Source organism: Microbacterium sp. NPDC089696 (assembly GCF_044749125.1).
In the GTDB taxonomy this organism is placed as follows: Bacteria; Actinomycetota; Actinomycetes; order Actinomycetales; family Microbacteriaceae; genus Microbacterium.
In genome coordinates, this window is the sequence record NZ_JBIVHF010000002.1 from 69,994 (window position 1) to 95,488 (window position 25,495).

General features: G+C 70.9%; 23 protein-coding genes. 15 read left to right on the top strand and 8 right to left on the bottom strand.

From position 1 onward, the window contains the following. The first annotated feature begins 9 nt into the window (after nucleotides 1-9). Together ACIPY8_RS10675 and ACIPY8_RS10680 are read left to right on the top strand one after the other, a co-directional pair. A complete protein-coding gene (locus ACIPY8_RS10675; RefSeq protein WP_400817856.1) occupies nucleotides 10-1,599 on the top strand; it encodes an acyl-CoA carboxylase subunit beta in 1,590 nt (529 codons plus the stop codon). Then, a complete protein-coding gene (locus tag ACIPY8_RS10680; RefSeq protein WP_400817857.1) occupies nucleotides 1,596-1,838 on the top strand; it encodes an acyl-CoA carboxylase subunit epsilon in 243 nt (80 codons plus the stop codon). Before ACIPY8_RS10675 ends, ACIPY8_RS10680 begins: the two co-directional genes overlap by 4 nt. 185 nt (nucleotides 1,839-2,023) lie before the next feature. On the opposite strand, the gene ACIPY8_RS10685 is transcribed toward ACIPY8_RS10680, so the two are convergent. The 5 genes from ACIPY8_RS10685 to ACIPY8_RS10705 form a co-directional block, all read right to left on the bottom strand. Further along, entirely contained in the window at nucleotides 2,024-3,238 is a 1,215-nt protein-coding gene (locus tag ACIPY8_RS10685) for an ROK family transcriptional regulator (protein ID WP_400817858.1), read from the bottom strand. A gap of 265 nt (nucleotides 3,239-3,503) precedes the next feature. After that, a complete protein-coding gene (locus ACIPY8_RS10690; RefSeq protein WP_400817860.1) occupies nucleotides 3,504-4,511 on the bottom strand; it encodes a hypothetical protein in 1,008 nt (335 codons plus the stop codon). After that, nucleotides 4,508-5,740 (bottom strand): ATP-binding protein, encoded by a 1,233-nt coding sequence (locus ACIPY8_RS10695; RefSeq protein WP_400817862.1) that lies wholly within the window; start codon nucleotides 5,738-5,740, stop codon nucleotides 4,508-4,510. The genes ACIPY8_RS10690 and ACIPY8_RS10695 overlap by 4 nt, the downstream gene beginning before the upstream one ends. Beyond that, nucleotides 5,730-6,392, bottom strand: a complete 663-nt coding sequence (locus tag ACIPY8_RS10700; RefSeq protein WP_400817864.1) for a response regulator — start codon at nucleotides 6,390-6,392, stop codon at nucleotides 5,730-5,732. The genes ACIPY8_RS10695 and ACIPY8_RS10700 overlap by 11 nt, the downstream gene beginning before the upstream one ends. 42 nt (nucleotides 6,393-6,434) lie before the next feature. Then, nucleotides 6,435-7,664 (bottom strand): class I SAM-dependent RNA methyltransferase, encoded by a 1,230-nt coding sequence (locus ACIPY8_RS10705; RefSeq protein ID WP_400817866.1) that lies wholly within the window; start codon nucleotides 7,662-7,664, stop codon nucleotides 6,435-6,437. 23 nt (nucleotides 7,665-7,687) lie between these two features. On the opposite strand from ACIPY8_RS10705, the gene ACIPY8_RS10710 reads away from it, so the two are divergent. After that, nucleotides 7,688-8,326: a Maf family protein gene (locus ACIPY8_RS10710; protein WP_400820320.1), complete on the top strand. Its 639-nt coding sequence runs from the start codon at nucleotides 7,688-7,690 to the stop codon at nucleotides 8,324-8,326. Between the two features lie 78 nt (nucleotides 8,327-8,404). Then, nucleotides 8,405-10,171, top strand: a complete 1,767-nt coding sequence (locus tag ACIPY8_RS10715) for an acetyl/propionyl/methylcrotonyl-CoA carboxylase subunit alpha (RefSeq protein ID WP_400817868.1) — start codon at nucleotides 8,405-8,407, stop codon at nucleotides 10,169-10,171. Nucleotides 10,172-10,232: 61 nt separating this feature from the next. On the opposite strand, the gene ACIPY8_RS10720 is transcribed toward ACIPY8_RS10715, so the two are convergent. Next, nucleotides 10,233-11,681 (bottom strand): NAD(P)H-quinone dehydrogenase, encoded by a 1,449-nt coding sequence (locus tag ACIPY8_RS10720; protein ID WP_400817870.1) that lies wholly within the window; start codon nucleotides 11,679-11,681, stop codon nucleotides 10,233-10,235. Nucleotides 11,682-11,729: 48 nt separating this feature from the next. On the opposite strand from ACIPY8_RS10720, the gene ACIPY8_RS10725 reads away from it, so the two are divergent. The 3 genes from ACIPY8_RS10725 to ACIPY8_RS10735 are packed head-to-tail and all read left to right on the top strand — an operon-like array spanning nucleotide 11,730 to nucleotide 14,502. Further along, a complete protein-coding gene (locus ACIPY8_RS10725) occupies nucleotides 11,730-12,563 on the top strand; it encodes a purine-nucleoside phosphorylase (RefSeq protein ID WP_400817871.1) in 834 nt (277 codons plus the stop codon). Next, complete coding sequence (locus ACIPY8_RS10730) at nucleotides 12,560-14,230, top strand: phospho-sugar mutase (RefSeq protein ID WP_400817873.1); 1,671 nt, start codon at nucleotides 12,560-12,562, stop codon at nucleotides 14,228-14,230. The genes ACIPY8_RS10725 and ACIPY8_RS10730 overlap by 4 nt, the downstream gene beginning before the upstream one ends. An 8-nt stretch (nucleotides 14,231-14,238) precedes the next feature. After that, nucleotides 14,239-14,502, top strand: coding sequence for an HPr family phosphocarrier protein (locus ACIPY8_RS10735; RefSeq protein WP_400817875.1), 264 nt, complete (start codon nucleotides 14,239-14,241; stop codon nucleotides 14,500-14,502). A 14-nt stretch (nucleotides 14,503-14,516) separates the two neighbouring features. Here the strand turns inward: ACIPY8_RS10735 and ACIPY8_RS10740 are convergent, their stop codons facing one another. Continuing rightward, nucleotides 14,517-16,439 (bottom strand): BglG family transcription antiterminator, encoded by a 1,923-nt coding sequence (locus ACIPY8_RS10740; protein ID WP_400817877.1) that lies wholly within the window; start codon nucleotides 16,437-16,439, stop codon nucleotides 14,517-14,519. Between the two features lie 170 nt (nucleotides 16,440-16,609). Here ACIPY8_RS10740 and ACIPY8_RS10745 point away from each other — a divergent pair, with 170 nt between their 5' ends. From ACIPY8_RS10745 to ACIPY8_RS10780, 8 genes are all read left to right on the top strand, one after another. Next, the gene (locus ACIPY8_RS10745) at nucleotides 16,610-16,924 is read left to right on the top strand and encodes a PTS sugar transporter subunit IIB (protein ID WP_400817879.1); all 315 of its coding nucleotides are present in this window, start codon (nucleotides 16,610-16,612) and stop codon (nucleotides 16,922-16,924) included. Beyond that, nucleotides 16,921-17,199 (top strand): HPr family phosphocarrier protein, encoded by a 279-nt coding sequence (locus ACIPY8_RS10750; protein WP_400817881.1) that lies wholly within the window; start codon nucleotides 16,921-16,923, stop codon nucleotides 17,197-17,199. Before ACIPY8_RS10745 ends, ACIPY8_RS10750 begins: the two co-directional genes overlap by 4 nt. Continuing rightward, a complete protein-coding gene (ptsP, locus tag ACIPY8_RS10755) occupies nucleotides 17,196-18,878 on the top strand; it encodes a phosphoenolpyruvate--protein phosphotransferase (protein WP_400817883.1) in 1,683 nt (560 codons plus the stop codon). Before ACIPY8_RS10750 ends, ptsP begins: the two co-directional genes overlap by 4 nt. Next, entirely contained in the window at nucleotides 18,875-20,506 is a 1,632-nt protein-coding gene (locus ACIPY8_RS10760) for a PTS mannitol transporter subunit IICB (RefSeq protein WP_400817885.1), read from the top strand. Before ptsP ends, ACIPY8_RS10760 begins: the two co-directional genes overlap by 4 nt. 76 nt (nucleotides 20,507-20,582) lie before the next feature. Further along, the gene (locus tag ACIPY8_RS10765) at nucleotides 20,583-21,014 is read left to right on the top strand and encodes a PTS sugar transporter subunit IIA (protein ID WP_400817887.1); all 432 of its coding nucleotides are present in this window, start codon (nucleotides 20,583-20,585) and stop codon (nucleotides 21,012-21,014) included. Then, the gene (locus ACIPY8_RS10770; RefSeq protein ID WP_400817889.1) at nucleotides 21,014-22,186 is read left to right on the top strand and encodes a mannitol-1-phosphate 5-dehydrogenase; all 1,173 of its coding nucleotides are present in this window, start codon (nucleotides 21,014-21,016) and stop codon (nucleotides 22,184-22,186) included. Before ACIPY8_RS10765 ends, ACIPY8_RS10770 begins: the two co-directional genes overlap by 1 nt. 97 nt (nucleotides 22,187-22,283) lie before the next feature. Next, nucleotides 22,284-23,606 carry a flavin-containing monooxygenase gene (locus ACIPY8_RS10775; RefSeq protein WP_400817891.1) on the top strand — a complete coding sequence of 441 codons (1,323 nt, stop codon included), beginning with the start codon at nucleotides 22,284-22,286 and terminating at the stop codon, nucleotides 23,604-23,606. Nucleotides 23,607-23,615: 9 nt separating this feature from the next. After that, nucleotides 23,616-24,365: an alpha/beta hydrolase gene (locus ACIPY8_RS10780; protein WP_400817892.1), complete on the top strand. Its 750-nt coding sequence runs from the start codon at nucleotides 23,616-23,618 to the stop codon at nucleotides 24,363-24,365. An 11-nt stretch (nucleotides 24,366-24,376) separates the two neighbouring features. On the opposite strand, the gene ACIPY8_RS10785 is transcribed toward ACIPY8_RS10780, so the two are convergent. Beyond that, nucleotides 24,377-25,489, bottom strand: coding sequence for a polysaccharide deacetylase family protein (locus tag ACIPY8_RS10785; RefSeq protein WP_400817894.1), 1,113 nt, complete (start codon nucleotides 25,487-25,489; stop codon nucleotides 24,377-24,379). Nucleotides 25,490-25,495 lie beyond the last annotated feature (6 nt).

A 25,495-nucleotide genomic window follows, 5' to 3' on the forward strand; every position in this document is an offset into this window, starting at 1 on the left:
GTGGAATCCGTGACGGAACAGCCCGAACTCTCGACCACCGCAGGCAGGATCGCAGACCTCCGCGCTCGCTACAACGAAGCCGTTGTCGACGCCGAGAAGGTCGCGCAGGAGAAGCAGCACGCCAAGGGCAAGATGACCGCCCGCGAGCGCATCGAGCTGCTCGTCGACCCGGGGAGCTTCGTCGAGTTCGACGAGTACGTGCGCCACCGCACCACCGCCTTCGGCATGGACCGCAACCGTCCGTACGGCGATTCGGTCGTCACCGGCGTCGGCACCATCAACGGACGAACGGTGGCCGTCTACTCGCAGGACTTCACGACCTTCGGCGGCTCGCTCGGCGAGGTCTCGGGCGACAAGATCATCAAGATCATGGAGTTCGCGCTGACGAACGGGATGCCGATCATCGGCATCCTGGATTCGGGCGGCGCCCGCATCCAGGAGGGTGTCCTCGCCCTCAGCAAGTACGGCGAGATCTTCCGCCTCAACACGCGCTCCTCGGGCGTCATCCCGCAGATCTCGATCATCATGGGTCCGGCCGCCGGTGGCGCCGTGTACGGTCCGGCCCTCACCGACTTCGTGATCATGGTCGACAAGACCAGCCAGATGTTCGTGACCGGACCCGACGTGATCAAGACGGTCACGGGCGAGGACGTCGGCATGGAGGAGCTCGGCGGTGCGCTCACGCACAACACCCGTTCGGGCGTCGCGCACTACCTGGCGCAGGACGAGGACGACGCGCTCGACTACGCGCGCACGCTCCTCAGCTTCCTCCCCGACAACAACATGGCGGAGATCCCCGGCTACGAGAGCGGCTTCGAATGGGAGACCACGGACGCCGACCGCTCGCTCAACGCGATCATCCCGGACTCCCCCAACCAGCCCTACGACATCCACACCGTGATCGAGCACGTGGTCGATGCGGGCGACTTCATCGAGGTGCAGCCGCTGTTCGCGCCGAACATCGTGATCGGGTTCGGCCGCGTCGAGGGGCGCTCGGTCGGCATCATCGCGAACCAGCCCTCGCAGATGGCGGGCACGCTGAACATCGAGGCCGGCGAGAAGGCCAGCCGCTTCGTGCGCTTCTGCGACGCGTTCTCTATCCCGATCGTCACGCTCGTCGACGTGCCGGGCTATCTTCCGGGCACCGACCAGGAGTGGACGGGTGTGATCCGCCGAGGCGCGAAGCTCATCTACGCCTACGCCGAGGCCACCGTGCCGATGGTCACCGTGATCCTGCGCAAGGCCTACGGCGGCGCGTACATCGTGATGGGCTCAAAGCAGCTCGGCGCCGACGTCAACCTCGCGTGGCCGACGGCCGAGATCGCGGTCATGGGCGGCCAGGGCGCGGTGAACATCCTGTACCGCAACGAGATCAAGAAGGCCGAGGAGGCCGGCGAGGACGTCGCCGCCGTCCGCACACGCCTCGCGAACGAGTACACCTACAGCGTCACGTCGCCGTTCCTCGCGGCGGAACGCGGCGAGATCGACGGCATCATCGAGCCGGCGAACACGCGCGTGTCGATCGCGAAGGCACTGCGCGCCCTGCGCGGCAAGCGCGCGGAGCTGCCGCCCAAGAAGCACGGGAACATCCCGCTGTGACCGCGGCGGACGACGAGGGCTCGATGGCCGGCGCGCAACCGCCGACCATCGAGATCACGCGCGGCTCCGCGACGGAGGAAGAGCTCGCGGCGCTGATCGCCGTGGTCAGCGATGCCTACGCGCAGGAGTCGGCCGACGCGGTCGCGGAGGAGCCGCGCGTCTCGGCGTGGACCCGCACGCAGCGCGCGATGCGGCGTCCGCTGCGGCGTGACATCCCCTGGGGTCGCTTCTCCGGGTGAGGACGGCCGAATCTGCGGGTCCGCGAGCCCCCCAGCTCACGGACCGCGCAGACAGCCTCCGTCGTAAACGCGAGACGGCTTCCCCCTCGGTACCCCAGTCATCGCATCCGCTTTCGATAGTACATCGAGTGGAGATATGCCTGAGGGTTAAAACCGATATTCCGGTATACGGGTTGCGTGAACGTTCAGTCTTCGAGGTAGAGGTCGGACGGACGCGGACTGAGGATCTCGTCCAGCACGACGCACGCCGCCCCCACTGCGGCCACGTCGTCGCCGACCACCGTGCCGTCGACCGGCAGCGATCTCAGGGCGTGTGTGGCGTTGCGCCGCTCCAGCAGCACCGGGAGCTCCCGGAGGTAGACGTCGGACACGCGCGTCCAGAACGGCCCTCCCATGACCACGCGATCGACGTCCATGGCGTTCGTGAGCGAGGAGATCAGCACCGCGAGATGGCCGGCCGCGGTGCGGAGCACCTCGGCCGCCGCCGCGTCGCCCTCCCCCGCACGGGCGCAGAGCCGCGTGAACCGCTCCTCGACGTCGTCCCCGTCGAGGACGACACCGTCTCTCGCCGCGCGCTCGACGATGGCCTGCGGCGTGCACACCACCTCGACGCACCCCCGGCTGCCGCACACGCACTCGGAACCGTCCGGATCGACGATGATGTGGCCGATCTCGCCCCAGTTGTGCGAGCTCCCCCGCACCGCTTCACTGTCGCGGACCAGCGAGGCGCCGATGCCGGTGCCCAGATACATGAAGAGGAAGGACCGGTCCGCGTCCCAGCGTCCCGTCCACTGCTCGCCCACCGCGGCGGCGGTCGTGTCCTTCTCGAGGGTCACGTCGAGCCCCGTCGCCTCGGCGAGGACGGCCCGCAGCGGAACCCGATGCCAACCGTCGAGCTTGGGCGGGTCGATGACGGTCCCCCGGTCGGCGTCGATCGGCCCCGGCGCGGCGACACCCACTCCGGCGACAGCGGACCGGTCGATCCCCGCGTCGCGGATCAGCGCGTCGATCGTGCGGGCCATCGTCGCGACGATCTCGTGCGCATCCCGTTCGGACGTGCGCACCACGTGCCGGTGGACGACGGTCCCCGCCATGTCGAGCAGCACCACCGTGATGACCGCGGGGTCGAGGTGCACTCCGACCGAGTAGCGGCTCTCGGCCACGAGACGAAGGGTCACGCGGGGCTTCCCCGGCCCGTTGATCGTGCGCCCGGCCTCGGCGATGACCTTCTCGTCGAGCAGCCGGCGCGTGATGTTCGTGACGGTCTGCGCGGACAGCCCCGTCGCGTCGACGAGCTCGATCCGGCTGAGGCCTTCACCCGAGCGACGTATCGCCTCCAGGATGACGGACTGGTTGAAGTCCCCCATCCGAGGCAGGTTGGTTCCGCGCCGCATGACCATGCCCCATCTTCTCGCAAACGGGCGCGTTTCGTGTCCCCCAAAATACCTACAGACAACGACTTGAAGAACCATCAGACTAAAGGGGACGCTTCGCGTTCGGCTGGTCTCTCTGTCCCAGGGTAGACAGACGCAGACCGGTCTTCGGCGGGACGGTTTTCGGGTAACTGTTCCGCATGGCGAGGGGCAGGCGGCTTCGCCGCCCCTCGCCCATTCTCTTCACCGCTCGCCTCCGGCCACCTCCCCCGGCCGGAGTCGAGAGGGGTGATCAGGGCCGCGGCGTCCGCGGGATCTCGTGCCAGACGTCCACCGCATCGTCGTCGCTCGACGCTCCGGCGGCTGCTCGCCCCACGACCGTCACCGCGGTGTGCGGGTCGCGCGCGGCGCGGATGATCCAGCGCTGGGCCGCCCCGTCGCGCAGCACCGCGGCGAGCTCGTCCCGGATCCCCGCCCGGCGCTCCTCATCGACGTCGTCCAGCCCGCCCTCGTCGAACACCGTGACGACGGCGCCTCGCCGACGCGCGTCCTCGATCGCGTCCCGGACCGCGTCGTTGAGGAGGTCGGCACCGCGCAGCTCGTCGCGCAGCCGCCCCTCGGCGAGGCGGGCGTCCAGCCTCTCCGCGTCGTCCAGCACACCATGCGTCGCGACGGCGCGTCCGAGGACGGGACCGGCCACCGCCAGCGCGAACTGCGTGCGCAGACGACGCTCCTTCTGCCGGACCTGCTGCGTCGCGTGCCACGCCGAGACGGCCTGCTGGATGCCGGCGAGACGTTCGGTGTCGCGCACCGCCCTGTCCCAGAACATCACGAGCAGGTGCGCGACCGCGACCCACATGACCGACCCGACGAGACCGAGCGACAGGGCACTGACGAATCCGAGCGCGAGAGACGATGCGGCGATCAGCGCGACGACGGTGAGCCACCCGATCACGAAGCGGCGGCGCACCACGCAGACGATGCCGAGCAGTCCGAGAGCCCCGATGTACCAGGTCGCGAACGGCGCCGTGAGCGTCGCGGGGTCGAGGGACAGCGTGACCAGGACGGGGATGAGCACCGTCGACGCGAGGGCGACCAGCGCCGTCCACAGCGGCATCCGCACCGTGACGGCGGAGTTCCAGAGGATCGCCGCGTTCACGACGACCAGGTACAGCGCGATCGCCGCGACCATGAGGAGCGGCCCGGTCGGCTGCTCGATCCACCAGACGCCGCGGGCCGCGAAGTACATCGCGAACCCCACGGCCAGCGAGGTCGCGACACTGCGCACCGTCCGGTTCACGGCTTCTCCCATCCCAGTGCGACCACGGTGCCGAGTTCGCTCGAGTCGATCGAGGCGGTGCCGGCGACCCCGGCCATGCGGGCGAGGATCGACGCGCGGATGCCCAGACGGTCCGCGCCGATCAAGGCCACGTCGAAGCCCGGCCCGGTGTCCGAGATCGTCACATGGATGCCGTCGTCGCCCCGCCCCTCCGCGACGATGTGAAGTCCTCGACCGTGCGCATGCGTGACCGCGTTCCCGAGCGCCTGACGCGCCGCGAGGACCAGCGCCCTGGCCGCCCGACCCGGGATCAGCCCGAGACCGCCGCGCTCCTCGACGATCGCGTCGGCGCCGAGCTCGGACAGCGCCCGCCGCAGCTCGACGACGATCTGCGCCATCCCGATGGGCTCGTCGCTCCCCTCCTGCGCGACCGCGGCCTCGGTGTTCGCCAGACGGGTGAGCGCCTCGCGTGCCATGCCCACGGCGAGCTCTCGGGCGCGCTCCCCCTCGGCGCGCTCCACCGCGATCAGCGCGGCGAGCACGCTGTCGTGCATCAACGCCGACATCGCGACGCGCTCCTCCTCCGCGGCGGCCGCGGCGGCGGCATCCGCGTAGGAGGCGACCGCACGCGCTCTGGCCTCGTCGACGCCCGCCGCCACGGAGCGGAACATCCACCCGAGCGAGATGATGACGATTCCGAGGATCAGCGTGAAGGAGACGTCGAACGCCGTCGTGACCCAGAAGTCGCGCGAGAAGGACCCCTCGACGAGTCGCACGTACCCGTACACGAACGGGAGGCCCACGGCCCAGGCGAACTGGAGCCAGAGCGGGAAGGCCAGCATCGCGGCGACCACGCCGACGTTCACGAGGAAGAAGATCCAGGGCTGATCCGCGGCGGATCCGGCGGGACCCACGAGGCTCGGCCACGCTCCCAGCGCGACCACGTACGCGATGGCGAAGATCCCGGAGGTCGTGCGCACCGCGCGCCCGATCACGCAGGCGACCAGCATGAGAGCGAGCGGGATGTACACGGCCAGGAGCGTCGCGACCCGAGGGCCGTCGCTCCAGGCGGTCGTCGCGAGCGCGGCGATCAGCGCCTGGGTGCCCAGCACGGCGGAGCCCACGGCGACCACCGTCGCGAGGATGCGCTCCATGCGCTTGCCGGTGAAGCGCTCGAACTCGGTCTCCACGCTGCCCGGAGACGGGATCTTGCCCCAGGCCTCGCGGATGCTGAGCGGATCAGTGGGCACTCGGCGCCCCGTCGGCGGCGACGATGCCGTCCTCCATCGCCCGGCGCAGCAGGTCGACCTTGGTCGGCGCGGGACGCCCGACATCGACGTACTTGACGCGGATGCGCGTGATGTTCTCCTTGGCGGTCGAGTAGGCGACCCCCAGCCGCTCGGCCACGGCCTTGAGCGGAAGCCCCGTCGCGTACAGCCGGAGGACCTCGCGTTCGCGGGTGGAGAGCTGGGCGTCGGCGAACTCCCGGTCACCGTCCACCGCGCTGGCCCACTCGACGTTGTTGAGCGGGTCGCCCTGGGCGACGGTGCGGATCGCGTCGAGCACGTCGTCGAGCGCAGAGGACTTGCTCACGACGCCGGCCGCTCCGGCCACGAGGGCCTCGCGCACGGCCGCCGGCCGGTCGGCGACGCTGTGGATCACGACGCTCGCCCCGTCGGCGACGAGCGACGAGACGTTCTCGGTGACGGTGGTCCCGTCGCCGAGCGTGAGGTCGAGCACGACGACGTCGGCGGGAGCGGCGGAGGTCGACGCGCGCCAGTCCAGATACGAGACGACCGTGCTGCCCGAGAAGACGACGGTCTGTGCGCCGTCACGAGCGCACGCCGCCTCCAGTCCGAGACGGACGGACTCGTGATCGTCGATCAGTGCGACCCTGCTCATCCGTCCAGCCTACTGAGTCGGGATCAGTGGTGAGAGCGGCGCTCAGCGCGTGAGCAGCGCGACCACCTCGAAGTGGTGCGAGTGCGGGAACAGATCGAATCCGCGCATCGTCCCGACCTGCCATCCGAGGTCGCGGAAGGTGCCGAGGTCTCGGGCGAGCGCCACCGGGTCGCACGCCACATAGGCGATCGCGTCGGGCGCGAGCGCGTGCAGGGACTCCACCACGGCTCGTCCCGCCCCGGCGCGCGGCGGATCGAGCACCACGGCCCCGGCCGTCGCGCCCGACGGGAGACCCGCGAGATAGCGGTCCACCCGGGCCGTGACAGCCGTGACGTCGAGCGCGGCGAGGTTCTCCGCGGCGTGCGCGGTCGCCCTTCGACTCGACTCGACCGTGACGACGTCGGTGCCGCCCAGGTCGCCGAGCGTCGCCGAGAACAGTCCGACCCCGCCGTACAGGTCGTAGTGCGTGGCAACCTCGTCCACGTGCCCGTCGAGCACGCCGTACACTGCGGCGTCGAGCACGGACGCGGCCCGCGGATGCACCTGCCAGAAGCCCCCCGCATCCACCTGGAAGCGCCGGTCCCCGACCGTCTCGTACACGACCTCGGGCTGAGGCCGACGCCCCCGGCCACGCTCCGGACGTCCCTCGATCCGCTCGCGGCGGAGGACTCGCACCCGACCGTCACCGGGTTCGACGAGGTCGACGCTGCCCGGGCGTCCGCCGGCGAGCGCGAGAGCCGCCTCCGCGACGGCGGGACGCGCAAGGGGGTGGGCGCCCACGCGGATGACGCGGTGGCTGCGTGCCGCATACGGCCCGACCGCACCGTCGTCGTCGACGTGCAGGGTGATGCGGCTGCGCCAGCCGGTGCCGTCGGTCGAGTCGACCGCTTCGATCTCGGGGGCCTCGAGCCCGCCGCCCGCGAACCGGTCGAGAGCCTCCGTCAGCACCTGACGCTTCAGGACGCGCTGGTGCGCGAGCTCGATGTGGCCGAGGTCGGCCCCGCCCGGGCGCGACTCCGGGGCGTTCGCGACGTCGGCTTCCGCCCAGATGTGCGGGCGGCGGTGCGGCGACGCGTCCAGGACCTCGACGGTCTCGGCGCGCCAGAAGCTCTTGGAGTCGCCCGTGGACTCGGCGTCCAGCCGCGCGCGCACCCGTTCGCCCGGGATCGCGTCGGACACGAACACGACCCGACCTTCATGGCGGGCGATGAAGGTTCCGCCGTGCGCGATGCCGGTGATGTCCAGATCGAGCAGGTCAGGGGAGGAAGTCATCCTTCGAGGATACGGTGGTGCACATGCGCGTCTGCCTCGCCTCCACCTCGCCCGCCCGTCTCATGCTGTTGCGCCAGGTGGGGATCGAACCGCTCACGGTGTCCCCGGACGTCGACGAGGATGCCGTCGCCGCGGCGGCGGCCGCACAGCGCGGCGCCGAGCTCCCGCCCGCCGACCTCGTGCTGCTGCTCGCCCGGGCCAAGGCCGCCGATGTGGCTCGGCGACTGGCCGCGGAACGCTCCTTCGACGGACTCGTGATCGGCGGCGACTCGATGTTCGCGCTGGGAGGCCGCGTCTACGGCAAGCCCTACACGCCGGAGGAGGCGACGCGGCGCTGGCAGGAGATGCGCGGCGCGACCGGCATCCTGCATTCCGGCCACTCCGTGTACCGGGTGTCCCCCGGCGTCGAGCCCGTCGAGGCGACGGCGACCGCCGAGGCCGCCGTGACGTTCGCGGACGACATCACCGATGCCGAGATCGCCGCGTACGTCGCCTCGGGCGAGCCGCTCCACGTGGCGGGGGCGTTCACGGTCGACAGCCTCGGGGGCGCGTTCATCACGCGCGTGGAGGGCGATCCTTCGACCGTCGTGGGCATGTCGCTGTCGACCGTCCGTCGCCTGGCCGCCGAACTCGGCGTCTCGTGGACCGACCTCTGGTCGTAGGGTCCCGTCGACGTTTCCCGACCTTTCTTGTGGGGAGTCGTCAAAGAGATCGGCGTTCTTCTCGCTAGGCTGGCAATCATGCCTGATATCGCCAAGGTGCTCATCGCCAACCGCGGCGAGATCGCCGTACGCATCATCCGTGCCGCTCGTGACTCCGGGATCGCCTCGGTCGCCGTCTACGCCGACCAGGACCGCGACGCGCTGCACACCCGTCTCGCCGACGAGGCCTACGCCCTCGGGGGCGAGACCAGCGCCGAGACGTACCTGCAGATCGAGAAGATCCTCTCGATCGCCCGCCGTGCCGGCGCCGACGCCGTGCACCCGGGCTACGGCTTCCTCGCGGAGAACGCAGACTTCGCCCGTGCCGTGATCGGTGCGGGCATGACCTGGATCGGCCCCTCCCCCGAGGCCATCGAGGCGCTCGGCGACAAGGTCACCGCGCGTCACGTCGCCGAGAAGGTGGGCGCCCCGCTCGCACCCGGCACCCCCGGGCCGGTCTCCGGCGCCGACGAGGTCGTCGCGTTCGCGAAGGAGCACGGCCTCCCGATCGCCATCAAGGCCGCCTACGGCGGCGGCGGACGCGGTCTCAAGGTCGCACGCGAGCTCGACGAGGTCGCCGAGCTGTTCGAGTCCGCCACGCGTGAGGCCGTCGCGGCGTTCGGCCGCGGAGAGTGCTTCGTCGAGAAGTACCTCGACAAGCCGCGTCACGTCGAGACGCAGTGCCTCGCCGATGCCGCGGGCAACGTCGTCGTCATCTCGACGCGCGACTGCTCCCTGCAGCGCCGCCACCAGAAGCTCGTGGAGGAGGCCCCGGCGCCGTACCTCACCGAGGAGCAGAACGCGCAGCTGTACTCCGCGTCGAAGGCCATCCTCAAGGAGGTCGGCTACGTCGGCGCGGGCACGTGCGAGTTCCTGATCGGCGCCGACGGCACCGTCTCGTTCCTCGAGGTGAACACGCGACTCCAGGTCGAGCACCCCGTGTCCGAGGAGGTCACGGGGATCGACCTCGTCCGCGAGCAGTTCCGCATCGCCGCGGGCGGCACGATCGACTACGACGACCCCGCCCCCACCGGCCACTCGATCGAGTTCCGCATCAACGGCGAGGACCCGGGACGCGGATTCCTCCCGCAGCCGGGCCCGATCCACGTCTTCAAGACCTTCGGCGGTCCCGGCATCCGTCTCGACTCGGGCGTCACGGCCGGCGACTCGGTGTCGGGGGCTTTCGACTCGCTCCTCGCGAAGATCATCGTCACGGGCAAGGACCGCGCGGAGGCGCTGGAGCGGTCGCGCCGCGCGCTGGAGGAGTTCGAGGTCGCGGGGCTCCCCACCGTGCTCCCGTTCCACCGCAAGGTCGTGAACGATCCCGCCTTCACCGCGGAGGACGGCGAGTTCCGCGTCTTCACGCGCTGGATCGAGACCGAGTTCGAGAACGACATCCCCGCGTGGGACGGCGAGCTGGAGTCTCCGACCGCCGCGGCGGGGCGCCACACGGTCGTCGTCGAGGTCGGCGGCAAACGTCTCGAGGTCAGCCTCCCGGATCGCGTCGCCGTCGCCGCCGGCACCGCGGGACGTCCCGCCGCCGTCCCGCCGTCGCGTCGCAGCCACTCGACCTCGGTCAGCGCGGGCGCCTCGGGCGACGCCGTGAAGTCGCCGATGCAGGCCACCGTCGTCAAGATCGCTGTCGAGGAGGGCCAGCAGGTCGTCAAGGGCGACCTCGTCGTCGTCCTCGAGGCGATGAAGATGGAGCAGCCGCTGCAGGCGCACAAGGACGGCGTCGTCGGCAACATCAACGCGGATGCCGGTGCCACGGTCTCGGCGGGGCATCAGCTCCTCACGATCAGCTGACGCGCACCCGCACGAGAAGGGCGCCCCACCACGGTGGGGCGCCCTTCTCGTGTCTCCGACCTCAGGAGATGTTGACGAGGTGCATCGCGCGGCTCGCGTCGGTGATGCTGCTCGACAGCGACGGGTACGCCGCGAAGACGCGCGACACCTGGTCGACCGTGAGGCGGCGCTCGACCGCGACCGCGATCGGGTAGATGAGCTCCGACGCCTTGGGAGCCACGATGACTCCGCCGATCACGGTGCCGGAACCCTTGCGCGCGATGAGCTTGACGAAGCCGTCCTTGATGCCCATCATCTTGGCGCGCGGGTTCGCGGCCAGCGGCAGCTTGTAGACCAGGCCGTCGGCGACGCCGTCCTCGACGTCCTTCTGCGAGTAGCCGACGGTCGCGATCTCCGGCGCCGTGAAGATGTTCGAGGTGATCTTGATGAGCTCGAGCGGGATCACGATGTCGCCGAGCGCGTGGAACACGGCGGTGCGCCCCTGCATCGACGCCACCGAGGCGAGCGGGAAGAAGTTCGTGCAGTCGCCGACCGCGTACACGTTCGGCACCGAGGTGCGCGCGACGCGGTTCACCCGGATGGTGCCCTGCTCGGTGAGCTCGACGCCGGCCTCCTCCAGCCCGATGCCGGCGGTGTTCGGGATCGAGCCGACCGCCATGAGACAGTGGCTGCCCTCGACCGTGCGCCCGTCGGCGAGCGTCACGAGCACTCCGCCGTCGACGACCTCGACCTTCTCGGCGCGGGCCTTCGACAGCAACTCCATGCCCCCGCGCTTGAAGACCTTCTCCAGGACCTTCGCGGCGTCCTGATCCTCACCGGGGAGCACCTGCTCACGGCTGGAGACCAGCGTGACCTTGGCGCCGAGGTTCATGTACGCGGACGCGAACTCCGCTCCCGTGACCCCCGATCCGACGACGATCAGGTGCTCAGGGAGCGCCTTCATGTCGTACAGCTGCGTCCAGGTGAGGATGCGCTTGCCGTCGGGCTTCGCGGAATCGAGCTCACGCGGCGAGGCGCCGACCGCGACGACGATGGTGTCGGCCTCGACGCGGTCGAAGTCCGTGCCGTCCTGCCCGGTCGACACGATGATCGCGTTCGGACCCTCGAGCCGCCCGTGACCGGAGAGGATGCGCACGCCGGCCTCGAGCAGCGTGGCGCGCATGTCCTCGGACTGCTGCCCCGCGAGAGCGATCAGACGCTTGTTGACGGCCGCGAGGTTGATGGCGATCTCGGGCTTGAGCGGCTTGCCGTGCTCGCCCTTGGCGTAGAACTGCACTCCGAGGTCGGACGCCTCGGAGATCGCGACGGCGGCATCAGCGGTGGCGATGAGGCTCTTCGAGGGCACGACGTCCGTCAGCACGGCGGACCCGCCGACGCCGACGCGCTCGACCAGGGTCACCTCGGCTCCGAGCTGGGCGGCAGCGAGTGCCGCCTCGTAGCCGCCGGGACCGCCGCCGAGCACGGCGACGCGCTGGGTGCGCTCAAAAGGGGTGGAAGACATGGTCTCCATTCTTCCGCAATCCTGGCACCCGGCCGTCCACCTTCCTAGAGTGGATCCATGCCTGAAAACCACAGCAACCCTCTCGACGACCCGACCGCGAACCCGTTCGAGGTCGCGGCCGCCGCCGCCGCGGACATCGCCCGCCTCTCCGGCGTCGAGAAGCACGACATCGCCCTCACGCTCGGCAGCGGCTGGGGCAAGGCCGCCGACCTCCTCGGCGAGACCACGGCGACGATCCCCGCGACCGAGGTGACCGGCTTCTCGAAGCCCGCCCTCGAGGGTCACGTCGGCACGCTGCGCAGCATCCGCACCCCGGACGGCAAGAACGTGCTCGTGATCGGCGCGCGCACGCACTATTACGAGAACCACGGCGTCCGCCGCGTCGTGCACTCGGTCCGCACCGCCGCCGCGACGGGGGCGAGGATCATGGTCCTCACGAACGGCGCCGGAGGCGTGCGCGAGACCTGGACGCCCGGTCAGCCCGTGCTGATCAGCGACCACATCAACCTCACGGCCGACTCGCCGCTCGAGGGCGCGACGTTCATCGACCTCACCGACCTCTACGCGTCGCGCCTGCGCGACATCGCCCGGACGGTCGACCCCTCGCTCGACGAGGGCGTGTACACGCAGTTCCGCGGCCCGCACTACGAGACGCCGGCCGAGGTGCAGATGGCGAAGCACATGGGAGGTCACATCGTCGGCATGTCGACCGCGCTCGAGGCGATCGCCGCACGCGAGGCCGGCATGGAGATCCTCGGGTTCTCGCTCATCACGAACCTCGCCGCCGGGATCCAGAAGACGCCGCTCAGCCACGCGGAGGTGATCGAGGCGGGCCGCGAGGCGGAGCCCGTCATCTCGGCGCTGCTCGCCCGAGTGGTCGAGGCGCTGTGAGCGAGGAGCGCCTGGCTCAGGCGCGCGCATGGCTGCGCCAGGACCCCGATCACGAGACGCGCGACGAGCTCGCGGGCGTCATCACCCGTGCGGGTGGCGGTGACGAGACGGCGATCGCCGACCTGGACGACCGCTTCGGGTCCCGACTGGCGTTCGGCACCGCGGGTCTGCGCGGGGAGCTCGGCGCCGGCAGCAACCGCATGAACCGCGTGCTCGTGGCGCAGGCCGCCGCCGGTTTCGCCGCGTATCTGCGCGAGAAGTCGCCCGGCACCGTGCCCACCGTCGTGATCGGCTACGACGGACGCCGCAACTCCCGGGTGTTCGCCCTGGATTCGGCCGAGCTCTTCGCAGGGGCGGGCCTGCGGGCCGTCCTCCTCCCGCGTCTGCTGCCGACGCCGGTGCTCGCCTTCGCGGTGCGCCACCTCGGCGCCGACGCCGGCGTCATGGTCACGGCCTCGCACAACCCGCCGAACGACAACGGGTACAAGGTGTACCTGGGCGGCGCCGATCAGGGCTCGCAGATCGTCGCTCCCACCGATGCCGAGATCGCCGCGCACATCCAGCGCGTCGCGGACGCCGGCGACGTGTCGGCGCTCCCTCGATCGACCTCGTACGAGACCGCGGGCGAGGACGTCGTCGACGCCTACGTCTCCGCGACCGCCGCGGTGGCCCCCGCCCCGGAGGCCGCGTCGGGCCTGCGCTGGGTCTACACGGCCATGCACGGCGTCGGCTGGGAGACCGTGTCGGCGATCGTGAAGGCGGCCGGGTACCCGCAGCCGATGGTCGTCGGCGAGCAGCTGAAGCCCGACGCGACGTTCCGCACCGTGTCCTTCCCGAACCCGGAGGAGCCGGGAGCGATGGACCTGTCCTTCGCCCGGGCGAAGCGCGTGCAGGCGGACTTCATCCTCGCGAACGACCCGGATGCGGATCGACTCGCCGTCGCCGTCCCCGATGCCTCCGCGGAGGGGGGCTGGCGCCGTCTCACCGGGAACGAGGTGGGCCTGCTGCTCGGCGCCCGCGCCGCCCGAGCGGCCGAGGGCACGCCCGGCGCCGCGCTCGCGTGCTCGCTCGTGTCGTCGCCCGGTCTGGGTGCGATCGCCGCGCACCACGGTCTCGACTTCCACGAGACCCTCACCGGTTTCAAGTGGATCTCCCGCGCCCCGGGCATCGTGTTCGGCTTCGAGGAGGCCCTCGGCTACCTCGTGAACCCGGAGACGGTGCGCGACAAGGACGGCATCTCGGCCGTCGTGGCGATCCTCGGCCTGGCGGCGGAGGCGTACGGACGTGGATCCTCCCTCGCCGATCTGCTCGCGGAGCTGGGAGACACGTACGGCCACTTCGCGAGCGGCCAGGTGTCGGTGCGCGTCGAGGACCTGTCGATGATCGGCTCGGTCATGCTGTCGCTCCGCACTCTGCCGCCGACGCAGTTCGGGACGCGCGGGATCACCTCGGCCGAGGACCTGCTGCAGGCGGGGCCGGGTCAGCCGTCGGGTGACGTGCTGCGCTACCGCCTCACCGACGGCTCCCGGGTCATCGTGCGCCCGAGCGGGACCGAGCCCAAGCTCAAGGTCTACATCGATGCCGCCGGCGACTCCGCGGAGCACGCGGCGCTGGCGGTCGGCGAGCTCGAGACCGCGGTCCGCGCCCTCCTGGACGAGCGCTCCTAGGCCCCGTCATGCCCCGCAGACACGTCGTGATCACCGCGCACAACGGCGTGCATGCGCGCCCCGTCGCGGAGCTCGTGCGCCTCGTGCAGGCGCACACGCACGGCGTGACCCTGCGGACCTCGGCGGGGGCGGTGGTCGATCTCAGCAGCGTGCTGGCGATCATGGACCTCGCCCTCGCGGAGGGCGACGCCGTGGTGCTCGAGACGCCCGAGTCGGCGGGGGCCGACGCGGTACTCGACACGCTCGCGGGGGTGCTCGACCCCCGCGGCTGAGCCGGCGAGCGGTCTCAGCCGTCGATCACGGCGACGAGCTCGTCGAGGAACGCCTCGAACGTGGTGCCGCGGCGCACGATGCGCTGCACGCTGTCGCGCTCGCTGAACACCTCGACGAGCTGCTCGAACACCGTCTGGAACGCGGCGCGGTCGCTCTCGCTGAACGCGGCGAGGGCGACGACCTGCACGCGCCCCTCTCCCCACGCCGCCGAGCCCTCGGCCACGCCGATCGCGATCGCGGTGCGGGCGGCCGTCATCTGCAGCGCGTGCGGCACGGCGAGCGCATCCGTGAAGGCGGTCGACGACATCCGTTCGCGGGCGATCGTGTTGTCGATGTAGTCCTCGCCGATGAGCCCGGCATCGACGAGAAGACCGCCCAGGCGCCGGATGATGGTCTCCTCCCCGGCGTCGGGGAGCGGGTACACGAACGCCTCGGCCACGAAGTAGCGGGCGAGCTCGGCCCGGAGTCGCGCGAGGCGGCGCACGCGCCGCACGCGCGCGGCGGCCTGCTGGATGCGGTCCACGTCGGCGTCCGTGAGGAACGGCTGGATGCGCACGAAGCGGTCGCCGACCGCTCCGGGCTCGATCGTGCTCAGCACGAGGTCGGTGTCGAACGACGACCAGTCGGGGTCGACGTTCGTGATGACGCTCGTGACCTCGATCGCGGACCCCAGCGACCGGTCGACGCTCGAGCGCAGCAACTCGTGCAGCTCGTAGTATCCCGGGCAGACGATCGTGGCGGTGAGGATGGACTCGGCCTTGCGGCTGCGTTCGAGGCGGCCGCCCACGTGCATCGCGATGTAGGCGATCTCGTCGTCGTGGATGGGCGTGCCGAGCCGGTCGTGCAGCCCGCTCGCGATCGACACCGCGACCTCGAAGATCATGGGGTACGAGGTCTTGAGCGAGCGCGTGAGCGGGTTGCGGGTGAGGGCGCTCTCCTCCGCCCGGCGCAGCAGGTTCTGCACGTGCAATGCGAGGCGGAGCACGAAGGTCTCGTCGAGCAGATCGACCTGGAAGTCGTCGGCCGCGCGGGAGATCTCCTCACGGACGGCGGCTTCGACCGCGGGCTCGACGCCGCTGCGGGCGACCTCGCGCGTCGCATCCTGTCCCGGCGCGACGATGCGGGTGAGGACGAGAGACGCCAGGTGGCCGCTGTCGCCGGGACCGAGAGCCACCTGGAAGTGCTCCTGGGCGAGCCGGGCGATCACGGACCCCACGGCGGGGATCTCCGGACGCGCTCCGGCCGCGGTCGACTCGAGGGCGTGACCGGCCGCGACCCGGTCGGCGGCGATCGCGACGTGCAGCAGCACGTCCGAGATCGCCAGCTCGTTCACGTAGTAGCCGAGCGCACCGAGCTCGCGCACGAGCGCGGACTTGAACGGGCCGACCGCATCCGCGGCGACCGCGCTGCCGGCGAGGGCGCGCCGGAACGTCTCGGGGTGGAAGGACGCGGCGTCCATCTCGTCGTGCGCGAGTCGGGACAGCAGCCGGCGCTGCGCGGCCTCGTTGCCCCGCAGCCGGACCACCTCGCGGTCGCGGTCGATCGCGAGACCGCTGTCGTCGAGCAGTTGGCGGACGCGGGCGAGATCGGCCTCGAGCGTGGCCTCGCTCACGTGCAGCCGCTCGGCCATGGCGAACACGTCGATCCCCTGGGGGTCGTCGAGCAGAGCGCGGACCACGGCGTGCAGACGATCGCGCGGCGCGGACTCGCCCCCCTGCCGCGCGCGGAGCGCCGAGCGGGCCTGCGGGCCGGCGCGGTAGCCGGCGGGCCCGGACTCGATCGCGTCTCCGTCGGGGGTGCGGGCGTTCAGCGCGGCGACGTACGAGCGGATGCTGCGCGGAGTGACCCCGAGCTGATCGGCGAGGCTCGCGGCCGTGGCCCACGTGCCCTGGCGCAGCAGGGTCGAGAGGAGCTGGTCCTGGCGCTGCCGAGACATCGTCCTCCCCTTCTCCCGTGCTGACCGCACTGTCGTGACGTGACTCCCATCCTGCCAGGTGCACGAAACGCCTGCTCCGGAACGGGGGTTCCGCGGGGGCGGAAAGGAACATGTTGGCGCGCCCCACCACGCTGTTCCCAGAATGTTCTCAGGAAAGGTGGCATCGATCGATGAGGATCCTCGTGGTGTGCGGCGCGGGCGCGTCGAGCACGTTCGTCGCACAGCGGCTCCGGCGCGCGGCGGCCGACGCCGGCCTCGACTGGGATGCGGCGGCGGGCACCGAGACCTCCCTCATCGGCAGCGACCACGACCTCGTCCTCCTCGGGCCGCACATGGCCCCGCGTCTGGAGGCGCTCACCGCATCGGTCATCGCCCCGGTCGCCGTGCTGCCCGACGACGTCTTCGCCGACAGGGACGGCACACGCACGCTCGCGTTCGCGCGCTCGATCATCGACGTCAGGAACACCCCGAAAGGAACATCATGACCGTTTCCCGCACCGTTCGGATCGGCTCCTCCCACGGGCTCCACGCCCGTCCGGCCAAGCTCTTCGCGCAGGCGGCGAAGGACTCCGGCATCCCCGTCACGATCGCGAAGGACTCCGGCAAGGCCGTCAACGCCGCCAGCATCCTCGGTGTCATCGCCCTCGCGATCGAGCACGGCGACTACGTGACGCTCACGGCCGACGGCGACAACGCCGAGGCCGTGCTCGACACGCTCACCGAACTGCTCACCACCGACCACGACCAGGACAGCGCATGAGCGAACTGCGCGGAGTGGGGATCGGCCTCGGCGTCGCCCAGGGGCCCGTCGTCCGGATGACGGAGGCGCTCCCCGCTCCCGACAACTCCCCGAGCACCCAGGGCGCCGACGCCGAGCGTGCACGTGTCCGCGAGGCGATCACCGCCGTCGCCGAAGAGCTCACCGCGCGCGGCGAGAAGGCCGGTGGATCCGCTCAGGAGGTGCTCGAGGCACAGGCGATGATCGCGGAGGACCCGACGCTGCAGGACGAGGTCGACACGCGCATCGACGACGGCGCCACGGCCGAGTGGGCGGTGCACGACGCGTTCGCCGGCTTCCGCGCGACTCTCGAGGCGGTGGGCGGCTACCTCGGCGAGCGCGCAGCCGACCTCGACGACATCGCCCAGCGGGTGCTCGCCCGGCTCCGCGGCGTCGAGGCACCGGGCGTTCCCGACCCCGGTCACCCGTTCGTCCTCGTCGCCCGCGACCTCGCGCCCGCCGACACGGCTCTGCTGAACCTCGACCAGGTCCTCGCCCTCATCACGTTCGACGGCGGACCCACCTCGCACACCGCGATCCTCGCCCGGGAGAAGGGCATCGTCGCGATCGTCGGCGCCGCCGCGGCATCCGCGCTGACCACCGGCGAGAGCGTCATCGTCGACGCGGCAGCCGGCATCGTCACGATCGATCCGACCGACGACGAGAAGGAGCGCGCCGAGCAGCGCGCCGCGGCCCGCCGCTCGGCGGATGCCGCTCCCCTGACTCCCGGCGCCCTCGCCGACGGCACGCTGATCCCGCTGCTGGCGAACCTGGGAAAGCCCGCAGACGCGTCCGATGCCGTCGCACGTGGGGCCGAGGGCGTCGGGCTCTTCCGCACCGAGTTCCTGTTCCTCTCGTCCGCACAGGCGCCCACCGTGGCGCAGCAGCGCGAGGCGTACCGGGAGCTCCTCGCCGCCTTCCCGGGCAAGAAGGTCGTCGTGCGCATGCTCGACGCCGGCGCCGACAAGCCGCTCGCGTTCCTCAACGACGCGCACGAGGAGAACCCCGCCCTGGGGCTCCGGGGTCTCCGTGCCCTCCGCGCGAGCGAGGACATCCTCCGCGAGCAGCTCACGGCCCTCGCCGAAGCGGATGCCGAGACCGAGGCCGAACTGTGGGTCATGGCGCCCATGGTCGCGACCGTCGAGGAGACCGCGTACTTCACGGCCCTCGCCCGCGAGTACGGGCTCAAGACCGCCGGCGTCATGGTCGAGGTCCCGTCCAGCGCCCTGCTCGCCGATCGCGTGCTCGCCCACGCGGACTTCGCCTCGATCGGCACCAACGACCTCACGCAGTACACGATGGCAGCCGACCGACTCCTCGGATCGGTCGCCGGCTTCCAGGACCCGTGGCACCCCGCCGTGCTGCGCCTGGTCCGGGAGGTGGGCGCCGCGGGCGCTCGCCTGGGCAAGCCCGTCGGCATCTGCGGCGAGGCGGCAGCAGACCCGTTGCTCGCCGTCGTGCTCGTCGGCCTCGGCGCGACGAGCCTCTCCATGGCTCCGTCCGCTCTGGCGGACGTGCGCCAGACCCTGTCCGCATACACCCTCGACGAAGCCCGCAGCCTCGCCGAACTGGCACTGGCGGCCGATGACGCCGCCGGCGCCCGCACCGCCGTGGTCGACGCCACAGCGACCCTCCCTCACCAGAAAGAGACGACATCATGACGACGACGTCACCGGCCGCCACGAAATCGGGCGGCCTCCGAACAGGCGTGCAGCGCTTCGGCACGTTCCTGTCCGGAATGATCATGCCCAACATCGCGGCGTTCATCGCGTGGGGCTTCATCACCATGCTCTTCATCCCCGCCGGCTTCTTCGGCGCGGACAGCCCCTTCGGCTGGCACTGGGCACCGGTCGCCGAGATCATCGGCGGGGGCGGCGACTCCGCCGCGATCGGCTGGAACGGCGCCATGACGGCGATCGCGGAGGGCGACGGCGGCAACTTCCTCGCCTACGTCGGCCTCGTCGGCCCGATGGTCACCTACCTCCTCCCGCTGCTGATCGCCAACACCGCGGGCCGCATGGTCTACGGCGAGCGCGGCGGCGTCGTCGCGACCATCGCGACCATGGGCGTCATCGTGGGCACGAACATCCCGATGTTCCTCGGCGCCATGATCATGGGGCCGATCGCCGCGTGGATCACCAAGCAGATGGACAAGCTGTGGGACGGCAGGATCCGCCCCGGCTTCGAGATGCTCGTGAACAACTTCTCCGCCGGCATCCTCGGCATGATCCTCGCGATCGTCGGCTTCTTCGCCTTCGGCCCGGTCATGCTCGGCGTCAGCGCCGTGCTCGGTGCGGCGGTCGACTGGCTCGTCTCGCTGAACCTGCTGCCCCTGGTCTCGATCATCGTCGAGCCCGCGAAGGTGCTGTTCCTCAACAACGCCATCAACCACGGCGTGTTCACCCCGCTCGGCATCGAGCAGGCGACGGACACCGGCAAGTCGATCCTGTTCCTCATCGAGGCCAACCCCGGCCCCGGTATCGGACTCCTGCTCGCGTTCACGTTCTTCGGCGTCGGCGCGGCGAAGGCCTCGGCTCCCGGCGCGGCCGTGATCCAGTTCTTCGGCGGCATCCACGAGATCTACTTCCCGTACGCGCTCAGCAAGCCGACCACCATCCTCGCCCTCATCGCGGGCGGCGCGGCCGGTGTCACGACGAACATGGTCCTCGGCGGCGGTCTCGGCTTCCCGGCGGCTCCGGGCAGCATCATCGCGGTCACGGCGGCGGCGGTCGGCTCCGGTGTGGGCAACCTGCTCGTCGTGTACCTCTCGGTGGTCATCGCCGCCGCGGTCACGTTCCTCATCACGGCCGTGATCCTGCGCTCCTCGCGCAAGCGCGACCTCGCGGCCGAGGGCGACACCTTCGGCGCGGCGATCGCGCAGACCGAGGCGAACAAGGGCAAGTCCTCCGCCGCCATGGACGCGCTGCGCGCCTCTTCGGCGTCCGGTGCGGAGGGCGCCGCCTCGGCCACGGCCACCGCGGTCGCCACGGCCCCCATCCAGAACGTCGTGTTCGCGTGCGACGCCGGTATGGGTTCGTCGGCGATGGGCGCGAGCGTCCTGCGCAACAAGTTCAAGAAGGCGGGCATCGAGGGCGTCACGGTCACCAACCAGGCGATCGCGAACCTCGACGGCACGGCCGACCTCGTGATCACGCAGCAGCAGCTCACGGATCGCGCTCGCTCGAAGTCCCCGAACTCGGTGCACGTGTCCGTGGACAACTTCATGAACGCACCGCAGTATGAAGAAGTCGTCGAGATGGTGCGCGAGCAGCGCGAATCCGGCGAGTGACAGACCGGGCGGGGCGGGTGCCACGGCATCCGCCCCGCCCCCTCATCCTCCGCACATCCGCAGAAAGGGAATCACCATGGACGTCCTCACCCTCGGCCAGGTCCGCATCCACTCCGGCTCCAGCACGCAGGAGGCCGCTCTGCAGGAGGCCACCGACATCCTGGTGTCGGCCGAAGCCGTCACCCCCGCCTACGTCGACGCCATGCGTCAGCGTGAGGAGACCGTGTCGACCTACATGGGCAACGGCCTGGCGATCCCGCACGGCACGAACGAGACGAAGGACGCGATCCTCGCCTCGGCGCTGTCGGTCGTCCGCTACGACGGCGGCGTCGACTGGGCCGGGGAGCCAGTCACGTTCGTGGTCGGCATCGCCGGTCGCGGCGACGAGCACCTGGAGATCCTGTCGCAGATCGCGATCCTCTTCTCCGACGAGGACGAGGTCGCGAAGCTCAACGCCGCCCAGACCCCCGACGAGCTGTTCGCCCTGCTCTCGGCCGTGAACTCCTGATGACCGCGGCGGGCACCCGGAAGGCCGTGCACTTCGGCGCGGGCAACATCGGCCGCGGCTTCGTCGGCCTGCTGCTGCACGAAGGCGGCTACGAGGTCGTCTTCTCCGATGTCGCGGACGCCCTGGTCGACGCGATCAACGCGGTCGACTCCTACACCGTGCACGAGGCGGGTCCCGGAGGCGCCGACCACGTCGTCACGGGCTTCCGCGCCGTGAACAGCAAGAACGACCCCGAGGGCGTCGCCGAGGAGGTCGCGACGGCGGATGTCGTCACGACCGCGGTCGGTCCGACCGTGCTGCGCTTCGTCGCCCCGACCATCGTGGCCGGCCTCGCCCGCCGCTCCCCCGACGCCGCACCGCTCCAGGTCATGGCGTGCGAGAACGCGATCGGCGCGACCGACACGCTCCGCGCCGAGGTCGAGAAGGCCGCGGGCGCGGATGCCGAGGAGCTGCTCTCCCGCGCCGTGTTCGCGAACACCGCGGTCGACCGGATCGTCCCGGGGCAGCCTGCCGACGGCGGCGTCGACGTCACGGTCGAACCCTACTTCGAGTGGGCGATCGAGTCCGGTGCGTTCGGCGGCGACCTGCCGAGCATCCCGGGCGCGCACTTCGTCGACGACCTGGCGCCGTACATCGAGCGCAAGCTCTTCACGGTCAACACGGGGCACGCGGCCACCGCGTACTTCGGGGCGCGTGCGGGCATCGAGCGGATCTCCGACGCCCTCGCCGATCCGGACATCGCGACCCGGGTGTCGGCTGCCCTCGAGGAGACCTCCGCCGTTCTGGTCGCCGAGCACGGTCTCGACCCGGCCGATCTCGCGGAGTACCGCGCGACGATCCTGGAGCGCTTCCGCAACCCGGCGCTCGTCGACACCGTGCAGCGGGTCGGTCGCCAGCCGCTGCGCAAGATCTCGCGGCACGAGCGCTTCATCGGCCCCGCGGCCATGGCGGCCGAGCGCGGCCTGCCGACGGTCGCGCTGATCGGCGCCGTGACCGCCGCCCTCGAGTTCGAGGAGCCGGAGGACGAGCAGGCCGTCGAGCTGCAGAAGCTCCTGCGCACGGAGGACGCCGAGACGTTCACCGCCCGCGCCACGGGACTCGACCCCGAGCATCCGCTGTTCCCCGCCGTGCGCGACGCCGTCGCCTCACGACAGACCGCGCTGCGCGCCTGATCTCGCGGAGGTCCCCTCGACGCCCTCTGCCGATACGATCGGCGGAGGGCGTCGTCGTGCGTGCGGCCCGCCCGGCACGAGGACGTGCAGGAGGACCATGAGCAGCTACGCGGTGATCGGTGCCGGGCCGTCGGGTCTCGCCGCAGCGCGCGCTCTGTCGCGACGAGGGATCGCGGTCGACGGCTACGAGGCCTCGCACGGGGTCGGCGGCCTGTGGGACATCGACAACCCCCGCAGCACGATGTACGAGTCGGCCCATCTCATCTCCTCGCGCACGACCACCGCGTTCGCGGAGTTCCCGATGGACTCCACCGTCGACTACCCGGGCCACCGAGAGCTGCTGCAGTACTTCCGCGCCTACGCCGCGCGCTTCGGCCTCACGGAGCTGTTCCGCTTCGGGACGCGGGTGACCCGGATCGCACCGCGGGACGGCGCCTGGGATCTCACGAGCGTCGGGCCCGACGGCGAGCGCACGCGCCGGTACGCCGGGGTCGTGCTCGCGAACGGGACGCTCGCCGAGCCGCACGTCCCCGCGTTCCCCGGTCGCTTCGACGGCGAGCTCCTGCACACGAGCGCGTACAGGTCCCCGGCCCAGCTCGCGGGCAAGCGGGTGCTGCTGATCGGCGCCGGCAACTCCGGATGCGACATCGCGGTCGACGCCGTGCACCACGCTGCCTCCGTCGACATGAGCGTCCGTCGCGGCTATTACTTCGTGCCGCGCTATCTGTTCGGACGACCGAGCGACACCCTCAACCAGGGGCGCCCGCTCCCCGCCCGCCTCAAGCAGGCGATCGACAGCCGTGTGCTCCGCGCCTTCACCGGCGATCCGGTGCGGTTCGGATTCCCGAAGCCCGACTACCGCATCTATGAGTCCCACCCGATCGTGAACACCATGATCCTGAACCACCTCGGCCAGGGCGATCTGCGGATCCGCGCCGACGTCGAGCAGTTCGACGGGGCGACCGTCCGGTTCCGCGACGGCTCCGCCGACGACTACGACCTCGTCCTGCTCGCGACCGGCTACACGCTCGACTACCCCTTCGTGGACAGGGAGCACCTGCACTGGCGAGGCGCGTCTCCGCGGCTGTTCCTCAACATGATCCCCGCGTCGTTCAACGGTCTGTACGTCGTCGGCATGATCGAGGCGTCCGGGATCGGCTGGCAGGGCCGCTACGAGCAGGCCGACCTCCTGGCGACCTACCTCGACGCCGTCGAGAACGACCCGCCGCGCGCCGCTCGATTCCGTGAGCGTGTGACCGGCGCTCCTTGGCCGGACGTCACCGGCGGCTACCGCTATCTCGCGCTCGACCGCATGTCGTACTACGTGAACAACCACGCCTACCGGGCCGCGGTGCGGCGGGAGAGGGAGGCGCTCGAGCAGCCGGTCCGACCGTTCGCCGGGCCTCGCACGACGACGTAGCCTGGAGAGGTGCAGAAGAAGAGGCGTCGCCGGGTCCTGAAGGTCGTCCTCTGGGGACTCGTCGCGATCGTGGTGCTCGGTGTCGGCGGCATCCTCGTGTGGAGCCAGGTCGGCGTCATGGCGGCCGAGCCGGAGCCTCTCGCCGACGTGCGGGCCGACCCCGCGATCCGCATCGAGGACGCGCCCCAGGGCATCGTGATGACGCCCGCCGACGGCGACTCCGACCGCGGTCTGGTCTTCGTGCCCGGTGCCAAGGTGGATCCGTGGGCGTACGCCTCGATCCTGCAGGGTCTCGCCGACGACGGCGTCACGGTCGTGATCACGCGCCCCTGGCTGAACCTCGCGTTCTTCGACCTGCGCGGGCTCGACGCCTTCACCTCCGCGGCGCCGGACATCGACGACTGGGCGGTGGGCGGTCATTCCCTGGGTGGCGTGCGCGCGTGCCAGCTCGCCGCAGACGCCGAGGCTCTCGTGCTGTTCGGCTCGTACTGCACCGACGACGTGTCGACCCGCGACCTCGCGGTGCTCAGCATCTCGGGCAGCGAGGACGGGCTCTCCACACCCGCGAAGATCGACGCCGCGCGGCACCTGCTCCCGGCCGACGCGGAGATGGTCGAGATCGACGGCGCGTCGCATGCGTCGTTCGGCGACTACGGTCCGCAGGCGGGCGACGGCGAGCCCACGATCTCGCGCGCCGACATGCACGCCAGGATGGACGAGCTGCTGCAGGGCTTCTTCGCGGACATCCCCGTCGACTGATCCGCGCGGAGTCAGCCGATCTTCTTGATCAGCGCGTCGAGTCCCATGCCGTAGTCGATGCGCACCACCGGCAGCGCGAGCTTGTCCGTGCCGATGGTGACGTATCCCGGCTCGATCGTGCGCGCCATCTCGTACCCGGCCATCGCCACGCCCTGCTTCGCCGTGTCGTCGTAGTGCCCGAACGGATACGCGATGACCTCGCGCACCCCGAGCACGTCACCCGAGGTGGTGAGATCGGCCGCGATCTGCTCCGCGGTCCAGTTGACCATGCGACCCTTCCCGTTCTCGCCGGCCTGGTGCATGTCGTGCGTGTGCGAGCGACGCAGCACGTAGATCGACGGCGGCGGATCCGAGCGGTAGGCGGTGACCATGAAAGACGTGGACAGCAGCTGGTACTCGTCGATGACGGGCACGGCCAGGTCGAACCATGTCTGATCCGCGTCGTCGTCCGTGATGATCACGGAGTGCGCGGGCAGGTAGAGCCGTCCGTCGATGAAGGCGCTCAGCTCGTCCCACGTCGGGAGGTAGAAGCCGGTGGTGGCGATGTGCTGCATCTGCGCCTCGAAGTCGCCGATGTAGGCGTAGTTGCCGCGCAGCCAGCCCTGCTCGCCGTCCGGGTTCACCGTGAACTGGTGGTACATGAGGATCGGGATCTGCGCGTTCTCCGCGACGTTGGCCTCGGGCGTCGTCCATCCCGCGTACAGCTGCATCTGCTGGTCGGCGCAGGTCACGCGATCGGAGCCGTTCACGCGTGCGTCGATCGTCAGGGCCGCGGCGTCGGCCTCGGTGGGGTACCACCCGGCGAACACGCGACCGTCCGCCGACGGGATGGGCAGCGCGACGTAGAGTCCGTTCTGCCACTGCAGCTGCGGATCGGCCGGAGCGCCGTCGCCGGCGAACGAGACCGCGCAGGCGAGCGGGTTGTCCGCATCGGCGATCAACTGCTGAGCGGGTGTCAGCTGCCGCTCGAACGCGTCGACGCCGATCACCCGCGGCGGGGCGGCGGCCTCGGGCGCCCGTGTCATCCACACGTACGCGCCGACCGCTCCCCCGCCCACGAGCACGACGGCGATCGCGATGGCGGCGATGATCCCCCCGCGCCGTCTCTTCCCCCCGGAAGCCATGTCTCA